The following is a 14,582-nucleotide window of genomic DNA, read 5'->3' as shown; positions in this document are numbered from 1 at the left end:
GTTGAATCTATGGAGGATATTTATGCGTAAAGCAAAAATCGTTGCGACCCTTGGGCCGTCATCTAATACTGTCGAAAAAATCAAAGAGCTTATCTTATCAGGTTTAAATGTTTGTCGTGTTAATATGTCACACGGAACACATGAAAATCATGCTGAGCTCATTGCCAATATTCGAAAGGCCTCAAGAGAAATCAATAGAGAAGTTGCTATTCTTGCAGACCTTCAAGGTCCAAAGATTAGAACAGATAAATTACCTGAGAACTTAAAGCTCGAAAACGGTCAGATATGGGTTATTGGTCAGACAAAGCACAAAGAAGATTATCCAGAGTATAAAGATTGCTACATCCCAACAATTTATGACAAGCTCGTTGACGATTGTCACGATGGTGCAAGAATTCTTTTTGACGATGGAAAGCTCGTTGCTAAGGCCATTGAACGTGATCGCGATGTATATAAAATCGAAGTACTCGTAGGTGGGGAGTTAAAATCAAATAAAGGAATTAACCTTCCTGATTGTGATGTTTCAGCGCCTGCATTCACAGAAAAAGATAGAGAAGATCTCATGTTTGCTCTTAAGCACGACATCGACTTTGTTGCCCTTTCTTTTGTTAGAAGACAAGAAGATGTTCAGCAAGTAAAAACACTTCTTCATTCGTTAAAAGTAAATATTCCAATTATTTCAAAAATCGAAAAGCCACAGGCCATTGATAATCTCGATGAAATCATTAAGGTAACAGATGCCATTATGGTGGCTCGTGGAGATATGGGTGTTGAAGTCGGAAACCATTTAGTTCCATCGTTACAAAAATTAATTATCACGAAGTGTAACGAAGCAAAGATTCCTGTTATTACGGCCACTCAAATGCTTGAGAGTATGACAGACTCGCCAACACCAACTCGTGCAGAGGCCTCTGATGTTGCTAACGCTATTTGGGATGGAACCGATGCCGTTATGCTCTCTGGTGAAACAGCTTCAGGACTCTATCCTGTAGAGACGGTAAAAATGATGGCCGACATTATTATTGAAGCGGAGAAAACTCCAAAAGAGAGACCTTTTCTTCGTCACTTAAATCTTAAAAGTGTGAACTCATCTCTGATGGTTGCCGCTTCGATGATTGCTGAAAAAGTAGAAGCAAAGAGAATTATCGCTCTCACTGAAGGTGGTAATTCTTGTCTGAAAATTTCTATGCACAGACCATTCACACCAGTTGCTGGTGTGACAAACTCTTATAAAACGGGACGTCGTCTCTGTCTTTATTGGGGAGTTTACCCACTTATTATTGAAGACGATGCCATGGAAGATGATGAGAAGCAACTTGATGTCCTTAAATATATTAAAGGGCGAATCAAGCTCTTTAATGGAGATAAAGTTGTCATTACAAGAGGGGATGGAAAGTATTTTAGAAATGGACTTTCAAACTCTGTTCAAGTTGAAGTGATTAAAGATGGGGATAAAGTTCCTGGATCATCTGAAGGACTTGAGGAAGGTAGTGATGAGAAAAAGAGAATTCTTCACGATCTCGATGTCTGCGCCATTTGCCAAAATTGCGTCTCAATCTGTCCACACGACATTTGGGAAGCTGATGAGAAAACAAAAGAAGTAAAGCTTGTTAAAGAGAATGTATCGAAATGTACGATGGATATGGAATGTATTCGCGTCTGTCCTACAGGGGCCATTGAAATCATTCCAAAATTCGAGTAAGACTCTTGCATGAATAAAAATGCTCTTACATCCATCCTCAATATCGATCATCTCAAAGAGTATGGGATTGCCGACTTTGGTGTAACGAGCGATCCAATTCCAAAAACATTAGACTATTATAACGAGTGGGTTCGTGCTGGAAAGCATGGCCCACTTGGCTATCTTGAAGGCGATAGACAGCAAAAAAGACAAGACCTTCGCCACTATTTCCCAAAATTTAAATCGGCCGTGGTCTTTCTTTTTTCTTACGCCGAGGCGAAGAAGCTTCTCAATGATTTTTATAAAAGTGAAGAGAGCAACGGTCTAAAAATTGCGGGCTATGTGCATGGGTTTGGCGGCTATGACTATCACTATGAAGTCAAAGATCGCTTGCTAAAAATCAAAGACGAACTTTTGGCCCTCGACGCTTCTTTAGAAGTGGAGCTCTCACTTGATATTCAACCAGTTCTAGAGAGAGACCTCGCTTTGAGATCGGGACTTGGATGGTTTGGAAAAAACTCCATGATGATTAATAAAAAAGAGGGAAGCTTTGTGATGATCGGCTCTCTTTTAATTAATAAGGATATTACTGAGCACTTTGAAACTCGTCCTCTTGAAACTGATCACTGTGGCCAGTGCACTCGTTGTATTGATGCTTGCCCAACCGATGCCATCGAACTAGCAAGCCGCTCCCTTATTACAGAAAAATGTATTTCAACTTATACAATTGAATTATTCAAAGACACGGGCCCTGCACCTATTGGAATGGAGAAGGCCAGCGGTGAAATTTATGGCTGTGATATCTGCCAAGATGTTTGCCCATGGAATAAGCGCTACTTTAGAAAGCTTCATACGGTCAGTGAGAAAGTAAAAAAAGAATTTCATAGTGAGATGAACCAAAGTTTGATTGAGCGCTTTTTAAAACCTAAATTAGACACTCTCATGAGTTCTTTAGAAGAGAGTTCAAACCGCCAGTATCAAAAATCTCTAAGAGGGACTCCCATCGATCGAACGGGAAGGGTTGGGATGCTTAAAAACCTGCGCTTTTGGAAAAAAGAAAAAGGGGACTAGGCCCCTTTTATTGTCTTATAGAATACCTTGTTTCTTTAAATATTTTTTCACTTGTCCGGCCGCTAATTCCGGTTGGTGATGAGGTAGCTTTGTTGGTTTTTCCACGCTAACTTCATTGCCATGATCTGAAAGAATTTTTGCCATTCTCTCCGTTCCATCTTCTCCAACAACGAGATCGTCTTTTCCTGTAATAAAGTGAACCTTGTGACCAGAGATTGTCATCTTCTCTTTTGCTTCCTTAATCCAAGGAAAGACCTTCTTAGGATCGAGATTTGGGCTTACAAGTTGACCGCGAATAACGAGCGTTGATTTGTAGAATGGCGTATCAAAAATATGAGTGACTCCTTCTGGAGGAAGTCCAAGTCCTACACAAATTGAGCTGGCTTTTATGGCCTTGGCCTGCTCAAGGTCAATGGCATATAAACTCATCATGGCACCAAGAGAGTGCCCGCCAAAAATATAGCTCATCTCAGGGTCATCAAGAAAATGTTCATTGAGAGGGAAGTTTTCAATAAAGAGCTGCTTTAAAACCTCAAGGCCTTGAAGAAATAGTTTTGGTGTTTCTGTTTTAAAAGTATCAAAACTATCAACTTCACTGAATCCACCAAGATAGTGTCCAGGAAGATCAAAGATTAGCGCCGGCATCCCTTCTTCGACGAGGCGAGTAGGCCAGTTGAGAATACTTGCCTTGTGCGACGTGTAACCATGAGTGAACACGGCCATTCCTTTTTTGATTTCCACACTTGGATCAGGCAGGAAGGCGAGGGCATTAATCTTTTGGTCAAAGTAATTTAATTGTGTCTTGATAAGTTTTACAGTCATAACGCATAACTTACTAAAAAAGTTAAAAAAAGGCGAAGAAATAGTTTGACGAATCGCCCGCCCTCCTTTATTTTCATATTCACCCAATCACGAATATATGCCCTGATAGCTCAGTCGGTAGAGCAAAGGACTGAAAATCCTTGTGTCGGTGGTTCGAATCCGCCTCGGGGCACCATCTTTAAAAAAGCCAGATCCTAGATCTGGCTTTTTTTTTGTCAAAACTCCAAACATTGAAAGCCACAAAACTAAAAGGATTGCAGGCCTTTGCTCGTTAGAGCAACCTCACCAATAAAATATGGGGTTCTACGGTTCTACTCCCTTAACGGTGGAACGCACCGCGCTCAAGACTTCAACAACAGACATTCAACACTTTCAATCATGAACTCAGTGAGTTCATTTATTAAAGTTCCTATGTCCGTAAGCCCGCTTCTGCTCTGAACCCTTCGGCTTCAGTTACAAACATTGTTATATCCTTCAGTTCTCGCATTTGTAATACGATTCTCAAAATAATTCAAGATCTCATCTTTCCAACTCATCAGCGTTTTTCTGAGGCTTTTAAGCTCTTTTACCTTCGTATAGGCCAAGATATCTAATAATTTAATTAAGCTTCTCTTTGCTTTTTTACGGCCCTTACAGCGATACAATTTCATCAGGGCTTCTTTTGCATAGTAAACAGCTTCTAATTCAGGGTGATCGATAAGCCACTTCTCAATTACTCTTCGCGTGTCATAATCAAGCTTAATTGAACTTTTCAAAAGTAGTTTTCTTATTGGGTTCTTTCTTTTATCACCAGTTATTTGTTTTCTGTATTTGTTAATTGCAGGGTTTAGTAAACGAACGACATGAAACTTATCTGCTATTAATTTAGCGTTTGGAAAGAAGTCTTTAGCAAAACTTTTGTATGGTTTTGATAGGTCTTGAACAACATTTTTTACACGTCACGACCTGGTATATAAGCAAGAGATTCACAAAGTTGTCCAACGATTCTTCCAGGAACAAGCTCCCTGACACGCTTATTATTATAATCAACAACAATCGTTGCAAACTCTCTGTAACCACCTTTTTTATTTCGCAACCATGAGTGTTCATCGAGTCCTACAGTTGTGGGCCAAACATCGTTTTTTCTTTTTCTCCACTCAAGTTCAAGTTGGCGATAGTGCTTTTCATAGATTGTTTTATTTCCAAGTTTTGTATGCCTTTGAACACCTTTTAAATTGTAAAACGATTCGCGGTGTAGAGAACTTCACGATTCATTCTTTGAGTAACTCGTGCTCTTTTCTCTATGCCATCAACTTTTTCAGTGAAAACTTTTTTACAGCCTAGGCCGACACATCGAAATCTCTTTTTCTTAATACGAAGAATTTTTGTTCTTCCCATGTGAGGAGCATCAAGAATTGTAACCTCTCGCGTATCGTGAACTTTTGACGTTTCAAGACCACAGTGAGGGCAAAAATCACTCTTAGACTTAGTCTGTCAGTAAAATGAAACCGAGTTTTGATGAGCTTTATTGTGAAATTTTAAAAGTTCTAGTTTCGGTAACAGTAAAAAGTTAGTAAGCTTTTTATCGGGCATGTGACTTCCTTCTGTTTAAAATTAAGTGTCGCAACTCAATCAATCGTTGACGACTAATTCGAGTGGAGTGGTATAAACTATCTCTAAAGGAGATTATTTCCTAACTATGAGACTCGATAATCTGTAACAAATTCTCTTCTATCCAATCTGTTTGGTAAATAACCCTTTCGGCAACCTCCTATCCTCGTTTCGACAAAGAGTATTCGACATAGGGGGGCGTAAAGATTGCTGCTACTTTTTCCATTTTTTCTTCTCCTGTTCGCGTTTAAAAAATTTTGAACTATTGTTCTTCCCATATGAGGAGCATCAAGAATTTGAACTTCTCGTGTATCATGAATTTTTGAGGTCTCAAGACCACAGTGAGGACAAAAATCACTTGTAGATTTAATCTGACAGTAAAATGAAACTGAATTTTGATGAGCTTTATTGTGAAATTTCAAAAGTTCTAGTTTCGGTATCGCCACGAAGGCATTTGACGCTGAACAACTTCGAAGACGATCACAGAAAATTCACCCTGCGCACAATCAATTTAAAAGCAGCTAGAACGATTATTCCGTATAAAAAATTTGTCAAAAAAATATACATGTTTATTGTTTATACAGATTTAAGATATCCTACAACATAGATCAAACCTCTTAAGTGTTTGTAATTACATAATTTCTAAGAGGGGCTTGGTTGGCACTAATATTGCTCTTAATAAAGCATATATTATTAACCTTTTTTACTAAGAGAGAATTTATGAAGAAAGTTTTATTAGGAGTTGCACTATTAACCTCAGTATCATCTTTTGCAGAATGTGGAAGTCTTGATGAAGTTTTTGAAAATGCTCATGCGAACGGTTTTGTTTCACGTGTTGAGGTTGGAAAAGTACTAGACTGCCATATGAAAGAACTAGATAGTGCTCTACCTTGGGGACGTGCTTTTTGTCATACTAGAGTTGGCTTAAAGAAAGACGTTCTTCAAGAGATGGCCAATACTCTTGGAAATGACAATGTTCAAGAAAAGTTAAAAGAATATAATAAAAATATAGAGCAACTACGTAAGCTAGAAGTTTCGTGTCCAGAGTGATTGCACATGAAATAGCTATAAAAAGAAAAAATAATATTCTCGATAAAAATGGCGTTCCTGATTCCATAAAAAATCCCCGTCGACAGACGGGGCGTTTTTGCATTGAGCTTTAAATTCCATTATCAAGAAAATGTTTGTAACCCCCATTTTAAGTAGACACTTTTCCAACAAAGGATAAGTGTATGAAAAGAGTAAGAAGAACTTTCAGCAAAGCTCAATGGCCCTCATTTTAGATGAATTCTTTCACAACAAATGTTCAATGATCGAGATTGGTGCTAAATACAAAGTTGATCCCGTAACACTCGCACGATAAAAGAGAAGTATGTCTGATAAATATCCAGGTATAAATTATTCTCAAGTATAAAGAGCTTCGTGACCTGCCCCCCAATTTTGCTTCCAGAAATAATGACGATAAAATTGTCAAATATGGAGGTAAATCATGAGAAACATTCGCTACAACGAAGAGCAAATCATTGCAAAGTTAAGGAAAGCAGAACTTCTCTTTTCTGAGGGGAAATTCAAAGGAGAGGTCTGCAAGGCCCTTGAAATCTCTCCAATAACTTTTATAAGTATATTTTTGGTGATGTGTATACATCGAGGTGGTACAAGATTTGGGGAGCAGGTCAAGACTACTAACAAAGAACTTATAAGTGAAGTATTTAAAACTGAGTAGAGTTGGAGTCTTCTTAAGTTGTTAAAATTACAATATAAAAGTTCGATATGTGGAAAGTAAGGTCCAACATTATTTTTTTTAATTCCATCTTCCATCCACCTATGGTTTTGTTTTATCATTATATATTAATAATCTAATTAAAAGGACGTTGAATGAAAAAGATAGCAATTCTATTTATGTTTTTTTCTCTAAATGCATTTTCACAGAACCTAAATGGATCATGGTACGGAAGAGGACATATCAAAACAAAATTTAAATATTTAAATACGGAATGTGAAAGTGGACATATTACTTTTGAAGTAGACGAAAAAAAGGATAAGCTTATTTTGGGTACTTTTGGAAAATGTCCAACTGGAAGTTCTTCAACGGAAGGGCTAGAGTTAACTTTAGATGATGGTATATTGTTATTACAAATGGATGAAGATTCATATCAGGAAGTAGGAATTTACAATAATGATTTTATTTCATTAACGATAAAAGATTCTGAAAATGAAAACATTAAACTTTTATCTATAAATGGAAAGCTAGTAAATGGAAAGATGGAGTTCTACTATTCATACAATGATGCTTCTGACATTTATGGAAAATACTATGGATCACTTGTGAGACAAAGTTTGTTGGATTAATAAGAAAAAAACATATACTTTAATACGCTACGGTCCACCACTTATTACTAATCTTCAATCAAAAATTAACATAAAAAAAGAGCACCTAGTTGGTGCTCATAATTTCAATGTAGATATGTACCGCTTTTATTCAGTAACTTAGTAGTTGATAATTTTTAGCTCGAATGTTGACATATCTTGAGCACACTCTTTATATATAATTTCAAAGTTAGGAATTACGCTTGTATTTGATCTTTCTTTATGAGTTCTTATTTTTGATATAACACTATCAACCTCATCGCACATTTCTTCAGCTGTTTTTCCTTCATTTTTAACATTCACTAAGGTAACAATTGTACCAGGGCTCTTCTTAAGATCGAATAAAATTTCGCTATAAGACTGATGAATATTAGCAAAAGATGAGATTGATCCTATAAGTAAAAGTCCTGTAATAATTGATTTCAAAAATATTCTCCTGTCGTTTAGTACACATTTTAATAATGATTTTTAAATTTAATATGTCTATATACTACTAGTTTTAATGAGTAGGATGATGATGACCTGCCCCCCAATTTTGCTTCCAGAAATAATGACGATAAAATTGTCAAATATGGAGGTAAATCATGAGAAACATTCGCTACAACGAAGAGCAAATCATTGCAAAGTTAAGGAAAGCAGAACTTCTCTTTTCTGAGGGGAAATTCAAAGGAGAGGTCTGCAAGGCCCTTGAAATCTCTCCAATAACTTTTGGACGATGGCGTAAAAAATACGGAAACATGACTAAGTCAGAAGCGAAAAAGCTTAAAGACCTTGAGAAAGAAAACGCTCGTTTGAAAAGGATCGTCGCTGAGCAAGCGATTGATCTCAGTGTCCTAAAGGATTTTGCTAAGGGAAAATTGTAAGCGCTGAGCGAAAAAGATTGGTTATTAAAAATGCTATGAAAAAGTACGAGCTTTCAGAGAGAAGAGCTTGCAGGATTTTTGACCAATACAGAACAACTCAGCGCTATAAGAAAAACGAAAGTAAATTCAATGAAGTATTGAGAGCTAGAGTTATTGAGCTGGCCAGTGAGTATGGACGGTATGGTTACCGCAGAATCACTGCTCTAGTGAATCGAGAGGGCTATCATGTAAATCATAAAAGGGTTTACCGAATCTGGCGGGAGGAAGGACTAAAAGTGCCTCAGAAACAGCCAAAACGAGGTCGCTTATGGCTAAACGACGGCTCCTGTATCAGACATAGGCCCCTTTATAAAAATCATGTTTGGTCTTACGACTTCGTCATGTGCAGAACTGAAGACGGTAGGGCCTTTAGGATTTTAAACGTAGTAGATGAAATTACGAGAGAATGTATTGGCTGCCTCGTTCAAAGAAGAATCAACTCCTTTGATGTTTTAGAGTTTTTAGCAAAAGAATTTTTAAAGCGAGGACAACCTGCTTTTATAAGGTCGGATAACGGTCCTGAGTTCATAGCGAAGAAATTAAGAGAATGGCTTTCTAGTCTTGAAGTTAAGACTTTGTACATTGAACCAGGTTCACCATAGGAGAATGGGGATTGTGAATCCTTCAATGGAAGAATGAGAGATGAGTTTTTAAATGGAGAGATTTTTTACTCGTTGAAAGAAGCTCAAGTTTTAACAGAGAACTGGCGAAAGGAACAACCACTTTAGACCACACAGTTCTTTGGGGTATAGGGTTCCTGTTCCCTTGGCAATATTGCCGAGTTATGAGAAGGCGGAAGTCCTAGAGCGTATACAATAGAGTGGAAGCAAAGACGGGTGCAGCTCATGACTAATACAAAAAAGAGAAAGAGAATAGGACTTAAACACGAAGATTAGCTACCGTTGATCGATATTCACCCACGTCGGGTACCACTTAAAAACCCTTGTTTTTGCAAGGGTTTTTATATCTCTTTTTTCCTATTACCTAACCAAACCCAACTCATGTTAAAATAACTAAATGATGAAGGAGAATAGGATGAATAAACGTAATCAACTTTTAACTTTTATTGCTTTACTGAGCTTACCACTAAGTCAGTTTCTTATAACGAAGCTTCAGTTGGAAGAAGTTTACATTATGTCATACTGGCTAGGCCTAGGACTTCTCTGTGGTGTGACTCTCATTAAAAGTCGTAGCATTATGCCTAAAAATGCTATTTTAAGAGGAACTCAGATGTTCAATCTCGTTTTAGGTGGTTTCGGCTTAGTTACCTCATTTTTAATTGGACTACCTCATATATTGTAGCAATGAAGTTCGATAATCGCCGACGTCGGGGCACTCAAATTAGAGTAAGTATGGCGTGGCATATTGCAATTTTACCGAAGCTCTCTCCACTTGAATTAGCTCTTAAGAATAAACATCCCGAGGAGATTGCTGATAAAGTCATCTATTTGAGATATCTCGCAACAAAAAAAGCCGTTAAGAAATCTTGACTGTCCAATCTAAAGTTCCTCACATATATAGAAGAGCTAACTATATAGCTAAGGGAGATCAATGAAGTTGTTATCGTGGTTTATTTTACTCATCTCATCAGTTACATATGCGCTAGACATGACTCCAAATAATACGAGAGAGATTCATGACTTAATGTATTTACCAGAGTCTGGGACAGTGTTTACTGAAATCACCTTCACGAGTACTCATTCTGATTCAGATATTGAGTATGTAAATCAGAATTTAACCTCTGAAAGTAAAAAGATGTTAGAAACAGAACTCCAAATTGGTTCATCTATAAATGATCGATTTGCATGGGCGATTGAAGTTCCCTATACATTGAAAGAAGAGAGTGAAACTGAGTATGGGCCGGCATCTACTCAAAATGGACAAAAGGAAATAATCGAAAATCAAGGCCTTCAGGATATTAACTTGAAATTAAAGTACAGGCTAAAAGAGCAGTCTACAGATAAGGTGAATCTTGATATCAGTCTTAATGTCTCTCCTAAAACAGGTGACTCTGAAAAAGGTTCAACAACTAAAGATGGAAATGCTTATAGAGGTGGAACTGACTTTGGAATTGGGCTTGAAGTTGGAAAGAAGTTTAAGGATTTTTCATTAGTTGGGAATGTTAGTTTCGAGCATAATGGTGAATCTGAGTCTAAATTATTATCTGATGAATCCACCACAAAAGTGGATTCATACAACACTCTAGTCTTAGGTGTCACGGCTCAGTTGATGCCAACTGAGAACTTATTTTTAAATGCTGGAGTAGGGATCGTTAACATTGGTGAATATGAATCGCTTAATGACGGTACAAAAACAAAGTATGATTATGATTCCTCTTTAGTTTTTGCCTTTGGACTTGGATATATTATTTCAAAAGATTCTGCTTTTGGTATTGATTATAGTTTTATAAGTGTTGAAAGAGACATCAGCCAAGATTCAATGAACTTTGAAGAAGAGGCAGATGCTTCAATCGTTAATGCTCGCTGGAATCTTCAGTTCTAAATTTTTGCAAATAAAGATAATAAATAGACCTCCTTGCAAGGTCTATCTTTAAAAAGCCAGACGTAGTTCTGGCTTTTTTATTCTCTTAATTTCCTTTAAAATTTAACTCCATTATCATCTTTAATGAGGAGAGCTAATATGATTCAAGGTGTTCATGACATATATTATAACGTCACAGATATGAAGAGGGCCGTTAAGTTTTATTCTGAGGTTCTAAACATGGATATCTCATACGAGTCATCACATTGGACGAGCATGGATTGTAAAGGTGTGATGATTGGACTGCATTGGACAGAAGGTGAATCTATTCCACAATTTCCAAGAGACTCTCATGGCGCCCACTGTGGCGGAACACTTACTTTATCAAGTGATGATGTTTCTGCAGATCGTAAGATCCTTGAAAATGCGGGCGCAAAAATACTTGGAGAAGTCGATGAGTCTTGGGGTCATATGCTTATTTTTGAAGATTTAGATGGAAATGTTTTAAAGCTTCAGAATGCGAAATACTAGGTTTTTAATGGCAAGTAGTTGAAAATATAGGTGAGTGTTAGAACCCTAACACCCCTATGTAAAGTCTGCATCGAATAACGAAATAGTTATTATTGAAGTTATTCTTAGTGAGTACTTAATTTAATAACTTTTAAAAACTCACACAGGAGCAGGTATTGAATGAAAAAGTATGCAGTAATTTTTCTACTAATGACGACTTCTTTTATTTCAATGGGAAGTGCAAATGCTTCTGAGGATGGACCTCTTACAAGAGCATTTGAAGAGCATGTTTCAAAAGCAAAGTTCGAAGTTGATAGACCTCAAGATATGGATACTGAAACACTAGGGACTCTTGTATCAGAAATTTATAGTTGTTACGCTGATAAAGTTGAACCATGTGATCGTGTGAAAGGCGATAAACAATACCAAATTGATCTCGTTTCAACATACCTACGTAGATTAGATCTTGATACTCGTGAACATACTATTGCTACAGCTTTGTTGTTGAAAATGAAATATAATGGAAAGACATTAGATAAAATGATTGAGCTTTGTTCAAAGTATTCATCGGCATCAGTTTTGAAGTGTAACTAATTTAAACTAGTTATAAATATTACGTTATAATTTGTAAGGCCCACTTAAATAGTGGGCCTTTTTTATTGATGTTTGTCTTGACGTTTAAAATGTTGAATTATATTTAAACGTTGTGAAGAAATATAAGTTAAAAGAAAAATTAATCGTAAAAAACTGGGCCGATATGAAGCTCATGTTTAATGATACTCGACAAGAAATTATTGATCTTTGTAGCGTAGAGCCGAAGTCAATTAAAGAATTATCAGACCATCTCGAATTAAATCCAGGAAGTGTTCATAATCATATTAAAAAGCTTTTTAATGCTGGCTATCTTCAGGTGTGCGAGACAAGAATCATTAATGGAATTGAAGAAAAAAAGTATTTAAGATCAGCTAAGTTCTTTTCATTTGCTGAGTTAAAGGATGAAGAGAATATCATAAGAAATAAATTTATTGCTAAAGAGCTTGGAAAAGAAGTTTTTGAAATCTTAGAGAGAGACAATAAAACTTCGGCAGTCATCAATAAGGTTCAGCTAAGCGATAAAAATCATAAGATTGCTCAGGATAAACTCCAAGATTTAATAAGTTTTTTAAATGAAAATAACGGCTCGGGTGAAATTAGATCGAGCTTTGTTGCCTGTTTTGGCAAGAGGTAGGGGATTGAGATGGATAGTATTTTGAAAATGTTGGTCATTCTTGTCGTTACGTTAATAACGAGTTCATGCGGAACTCAGCTAGTAAAAGATGGTAAAAATTTAACGACGAAATTGGAAATTCCTAAAGGATGGACAAAAACCACATCGAAGGTCGTATCTCCTGAAGGGGATTTAAAAGTTTATTTTTACAAAAAGAAACTGAATTCTAACTTTGACTTTGTTAAAGAATCATCTTCCCTTTGGAAAACGATTGATCCTAACTTTTCATATGAAATTAAAGCAGAGTCTTCTCCTCCTAATTCAAAAGGTTGGGATAAAGTAACTCAAATTGTCTATGATACACCCGCAGAGCAATCCAAAATAATCATTTCTCTATTAAGAGAAAAGAATGGAATCGCTTATTTAAATTTAATTGAAAGCAGTATGGCGACTATTAGTAAAAGAGGCCCCCAATTATTTACTGTTATTGATTCATGGAAGCCTAACTCATTACCAAATGATGACTATTCTAATAAGAAAGCTACAATGTTTGATAATAAGCTAGAAGCTCAATTAGATGATTTTTTAACTAAGACTAAAAATGATTTAAATATACCCGGATTTGCAATTGGAATCATTCAAGACGGTAAGATCGTTTACAAGAAGGGGTTTGGATATACAAAAGTAAGGGATGGGTCAAAAGTAGATTCTGATACTTTATTTATGATTGGTTCAACGACAAAATCTCTATCAACGCTGCTTATGTCAAAGTTGATTACCGATGGGAAGATGTCGTGGGAAGATCGAGTTTCTCTTCATCTGACAGATTGGCGTCTAAAGAATAAAGAAGATTCTGAAATGATGCTCATGAAACATACGGCCTGTGCCTGTACGGGGATGCCTAGAAGAGACTTTGATTTTATTTTCGAGATAGAAGGAGTATCAGCTGAACAAAGAATGAGGCAGATGCAAGGTATGGCGCCTACTACTAAACCTGGAGAAACATTTCAGTACTCAAACTACTTAGTGGCAGCTGGAGGCTTTGCCGCAGCAAAGGCCTATGATAAAAAATTAGGTCTTAAAGAAGGCTTTAATCAGGCGATGAAAAGTCTTGTTTTTAATCCCCTTCAAATGAAGCGTTCAGTTGTATTAAATAATAGGCCTTATAGAAAAAACTCAGCATCTCCTCATTCATTGAACTTAGATCTAAAATCAGAGTTCGTTTCATTGAAACTTGAAGAATTTGTTAACTCAGTTGCTCCTGCTGGTTCTGTTTGGTCAAATGTGGATGATATGATCAAGTACCTTCAATATGAACTTAGTAACGGAGATCAGTATCCTGACTATATTTCTAAAGATGCTCTGATGTTAAGAAGACATAAAGGAGTCAAAATAACAGAAAATCTCTCTTACGGACTAGGTCTTTTTGTTGAAAATAATAAGGGAATTGAAATTATCCATCATGGAGGAAATACTCTTGGATTTACGTCTGATATGTTCTTTATTCCATCTAAAGGGATTGGTGTCGTTACACTTATCAATCAAGGGGATGCAGATGTATTTAGATCATCTGTGAAGCTTAAATTGCTAGAGATGTTCTTTGGAATGGATAATAAGGTTGATGAAGTAATTTCTTATTCTAAGAAACAATCTTTAAAAGGAATTAAAAAGTTAAAGGAAACTCTAAGTCCTACAGTTGCTAATAAAGAAAAATTTCTTGGAAAATACAAAAGTGAAAACCTAGGTGAGATGAATATCTATACAAAATCAGGTGAGATGATTGCTGATTTTGGTGAATTTAAAACTGTTCTCGCTCAAAAGAGAAGCTCAGGAAAGAAAAAAGTCTTTGTCATGATGAGCCCTCCATGGATCGGTAGCTTAGAGTTAATCTATGATAAAAAAGAATTCATGTTAGATGGTGGCCAAAAGAAATACTATTTTAAAAAGTAGA

16 protein-coding genes, 1 tRNA gene and 3 pseudogenes are annotated in these 14,582 nt (G+C 36.4%); 15 read left to right on the top strand and 5 right to left on the bottom strand.

What is annotated here, in order from left to right:
- Positions 1 to 22 precede the first annotated feature (22 nt).
- Both pyk and HBN50_RS11115 read left to right on the top strand, forming a co-directional pair.
- Positions 23 to 1,702 (top strand): pyruvate kinase, encoded by a 1,680-nt coding sequence (gene pyk, locus HBN50_RS11120; protein WP_273870013.1) that lies wholly within the window; start codon positions 23 to 25, stop codon positions 1,700 to 1,702.
- A 9-nt stretch (positions 1,703 to 1,711) separates the two neighbouring features.
- Positions 1,712 to 2,752: an epoxyqueuosine reductase gene (locus HBN50_RS11115; RefSeq protein WP_273870011.1), complete on the top strand. Its 1,041-nt coding sequence runs from the start codon at positions 1,712 to 1,714 to the stop codon at positions 2,750 to 2,752.
- A 15-nt stretch (positions 2,753 to 2,767) separates the two neighbouring features.
- On the opposite strand, the gene HBN50_RS11110 is transcribed toward HBN50_RS11115, so the two are convergent.
- The gene (locus HBN50_RS11110; RefSeq protein WP_273870009.1) at positions 2,768 to 3,574 is read right to left on the bottom strand and encodes a hypothetical protein; all 807 of its coding nucleotides are present in this window, start codon (positions 3,572 to 3,574) and stop codon (positions 2,768 to 2,770) included.
- A gap of 99 nt (positions 3,575 to 3,673) precedes the next feature.
- Here HBN50_RS11110 and HBN50_RS11105 point away from each other — a divergent pair.
- Positions 3,674 to 3,749: transfer RNA gene (locus HBN50_RS11105), tRNA-Phe, on the top strand.
- Positions 3,750 to 4,023: 274 nt separating this feature from the next.
- On the opposite strand, the pseudogene HBN50_RS11100 reads toward HBN50_RS11105, so the two are convergent.
- The 3 genes and pseudogenes from HBN50_RS11100 to HBN50_RS11090 form a co-directional block, all read right to left on the bottom strand.
- Positions 4,024 to 4,452 (bottom strand): annotated as a pseudogene (locus tag HBN50_RS11100) (ISL3 family transposase); the annotation flags it as partial.
- A 53-nt stretch (positions 4,453 to 4,505) separates the two neighbouring features.
- Positions 4,506 to 4,649, bottom strand: coding sequence for a hypothetical protein (locus HBN50_RS11095; RefSeq protein WP_273870007.1), 144 nt, complete (start codon positions 4,647 to 4,649; stop codon positions 4,506 to 4,508).
- Between the two features lie 134 nt (positions 4,650 to 4,783).
- Positions 4,784 to 5,014 (bottom strand): annotated as a pseudogene (locus HBN50_RS11090) (transposase family protein); the annotation flags it as partial.
- An 870-nt stretch (positions 5,015 to 5,884) separates the two neighbouring features.
- Between HBN50_RS11090 and HBN50_RS11085 the strand changes: the two are divergent.
- The 4 genes from HBN50_RS11085 to HBN50_RS11070 all read left to right on the top strand — a co-directional run bounded on the left by HBN50_RS11085 (position 5,885) and on the right by HBN50_RS11070 (position 7,513).
- Positions 5,885 to 6,214, top strand: coding sequence for a hypothetical protein (locus tag HBN50_RS11085; protein WP_273870003.1), 330 nt, complete (start codon positions 5,885 to 5,887; stop codon positions 6,212 to 6,214).
- Positions 6,215 to 6,392: 178 nt separating this feature from the next.
- Positions 6,393 to 6,527 (top strand): hypothetical protein, encoded by a 135-nt coding sequence (locus HBN50_RS11080; protein ID WP_273870002.1) that lies wholly within the window; start codon positions 6,393 to 6,395, stop codon positions 6,525 to 6,527.
- A 126-nt stretch (positions 6,528 to 6,653) separates the two neighbouring features.
- Positions 6,654 to 6,887, top strand: coding sequence for a hypothetical protein (locus HBN50_RS11075; protein WP_273870001.1), 234 nt, complete (start codon positions 6,654 to 6,656; stop codon positions 6,885 to 6,887).
- Between the two features lie 152 nt (positions 6,888 to 7,039).
- Positions 7,040 to 7,513: a hypothetical protein gene (locus tag HBN50_RS11070; RefSeq protein ID WP_273869998.1), complete on the top strand. Its 474-nt coding sequence runs from the start codon at positions 7,040 to 7,042 to the stop codon at positions 7,511 to 7,513.
- A gap of 138 nt (positions 7,514 to 7,651) precedes the next feature.
- Here HBN50_RS11070 and HBN50_RS11065 read toward each other — a convergent pair whose 3' ends face one another.
- Positions 7,652 to 7,957, bottom strand: a complete 306-nt coding sequence (locus HBN50_RS11065; protein WP_273869996.1) for a hypothetical protein — start codon at positions 7,955 to 7,957, stop codon at positions 7,652 to 7,654.
- Between the two features lie 158 nt (positions 7,958 to 8,115).
- Between HBN50_RS11065 and HBN50_RS11060 the strand changes: the two are divergent.
- The 8 genes and pseudogenes from HBN50_RS11060 to HBN50_RS11025 all read left to right on the top strand — a co-directional run bounded on the left by HBN50_RS11060 (position 8,116) and on the right by HBN50_RS11025 (position 14,581).
- Positions 8,116 to 9,252 (top strand): annotated as a pseudogene (locus tag HBN50_RS11060) (IS3 family transposase).
- 216 nt (positions 9,253 to 9,468) lie between these two features.
- Positions 9,469 to 9,735, top strand: coding sequence for a hypothetical protein (locus tag HBN50_RS11055; protein ID WP_273869994.1), 267 nt, complete (start codon positions 9,469 to 9,471; stop codon positions 9,733 to 9,735).
- Positions 9,736 to 9,785: 50 nt separating this feature from the next.
- Positions 9,786 to 9,923, top strand: coding sequence for a hypothetical protein (locus HBN50_RS11050; protein WP_273869993.1), 138 nt, complete (start codon positions 9,786 to 9,788; stop codon positions 9,921 to 9,923).
- Positions 9,924 to 9,984: 61 nt separating this feature from the next.
- Positions 9,985 to 10,935, top strand: coding sequence for a hypothetical protein (locus HBN50_RS11045; RefSeq protein ID WP_273869992.1), 951 nt, complete (start codon positions 9,985 to 9,987; stop codon positions 10,933 to 10,935).
- A 138-nt stretch (positions 10,936 to 11,073) separates the two neighbouring features.
- Positions 11,074 to 11,445, top strand: a complete 372-nt coding sequence (locus HBN50_RS11040) for a VOC family protein (RefSeq protein WP_273869991.1) — start codon at positions 11,074 to 11,076, stop codon at positions 11,443 to 11,445.
- A gap of 159 nt (positions 11,446 to 11,604) precedes the next feature.
- On the top strand, positions 11,605 to 12,018 hold the full coding sequence (locus HBN50_RS11035; protein WP_273869986.1) for a hypothetical protein: 414 nt from the start codon (positions 11,605 to 11,607) through the stop codon (positions 12,016 to 12,018).
- A 112-nt stretch (positions 12,019 to 12,130) separates the two neighbouring features.
- Positions 12,131 to 12,652, top strand: coding sequence for an ArsR family transcriptional regulator (locus HBN50_RS11030; protein ID WP_273869985.1), 522 nt, complete (start codon positions 12,131 to 12,133; stop codon positions 12,650 to 12,652).
- Between the two features lie 9 nt (positions 12,653 to 12,661).
- Positions 12,662 to 14,581: a serine hydrolase domain-containing protein gene (locus tag HBN50_RS11025; protein ID WP_273869984.1), complete on the top strand. Its 1,920-nt coding sequence runs from the start codon at positions 12,662 to 12,664 to the stop codon at positions 14,579 to 14,581.
- The last annotated feature ends 1 nt before the right edge of the window (position 14,582 follow it).

The sequence above is a fragment of the Halobacteriovorax sp. GB3 genome (assembly GCF_028649655.1).
Lineage (GTDB): Bacteria > Bdellovibrionota > Bacteriovoracia > Bacteriovoracales > Bacteriovoracaceae > BSW11-IV.
The sequence above is the reverse complement of the archived record's forward strand: the minus strand, read 5'-3'. Positions and strand labels throughout refer to the sequence as shown.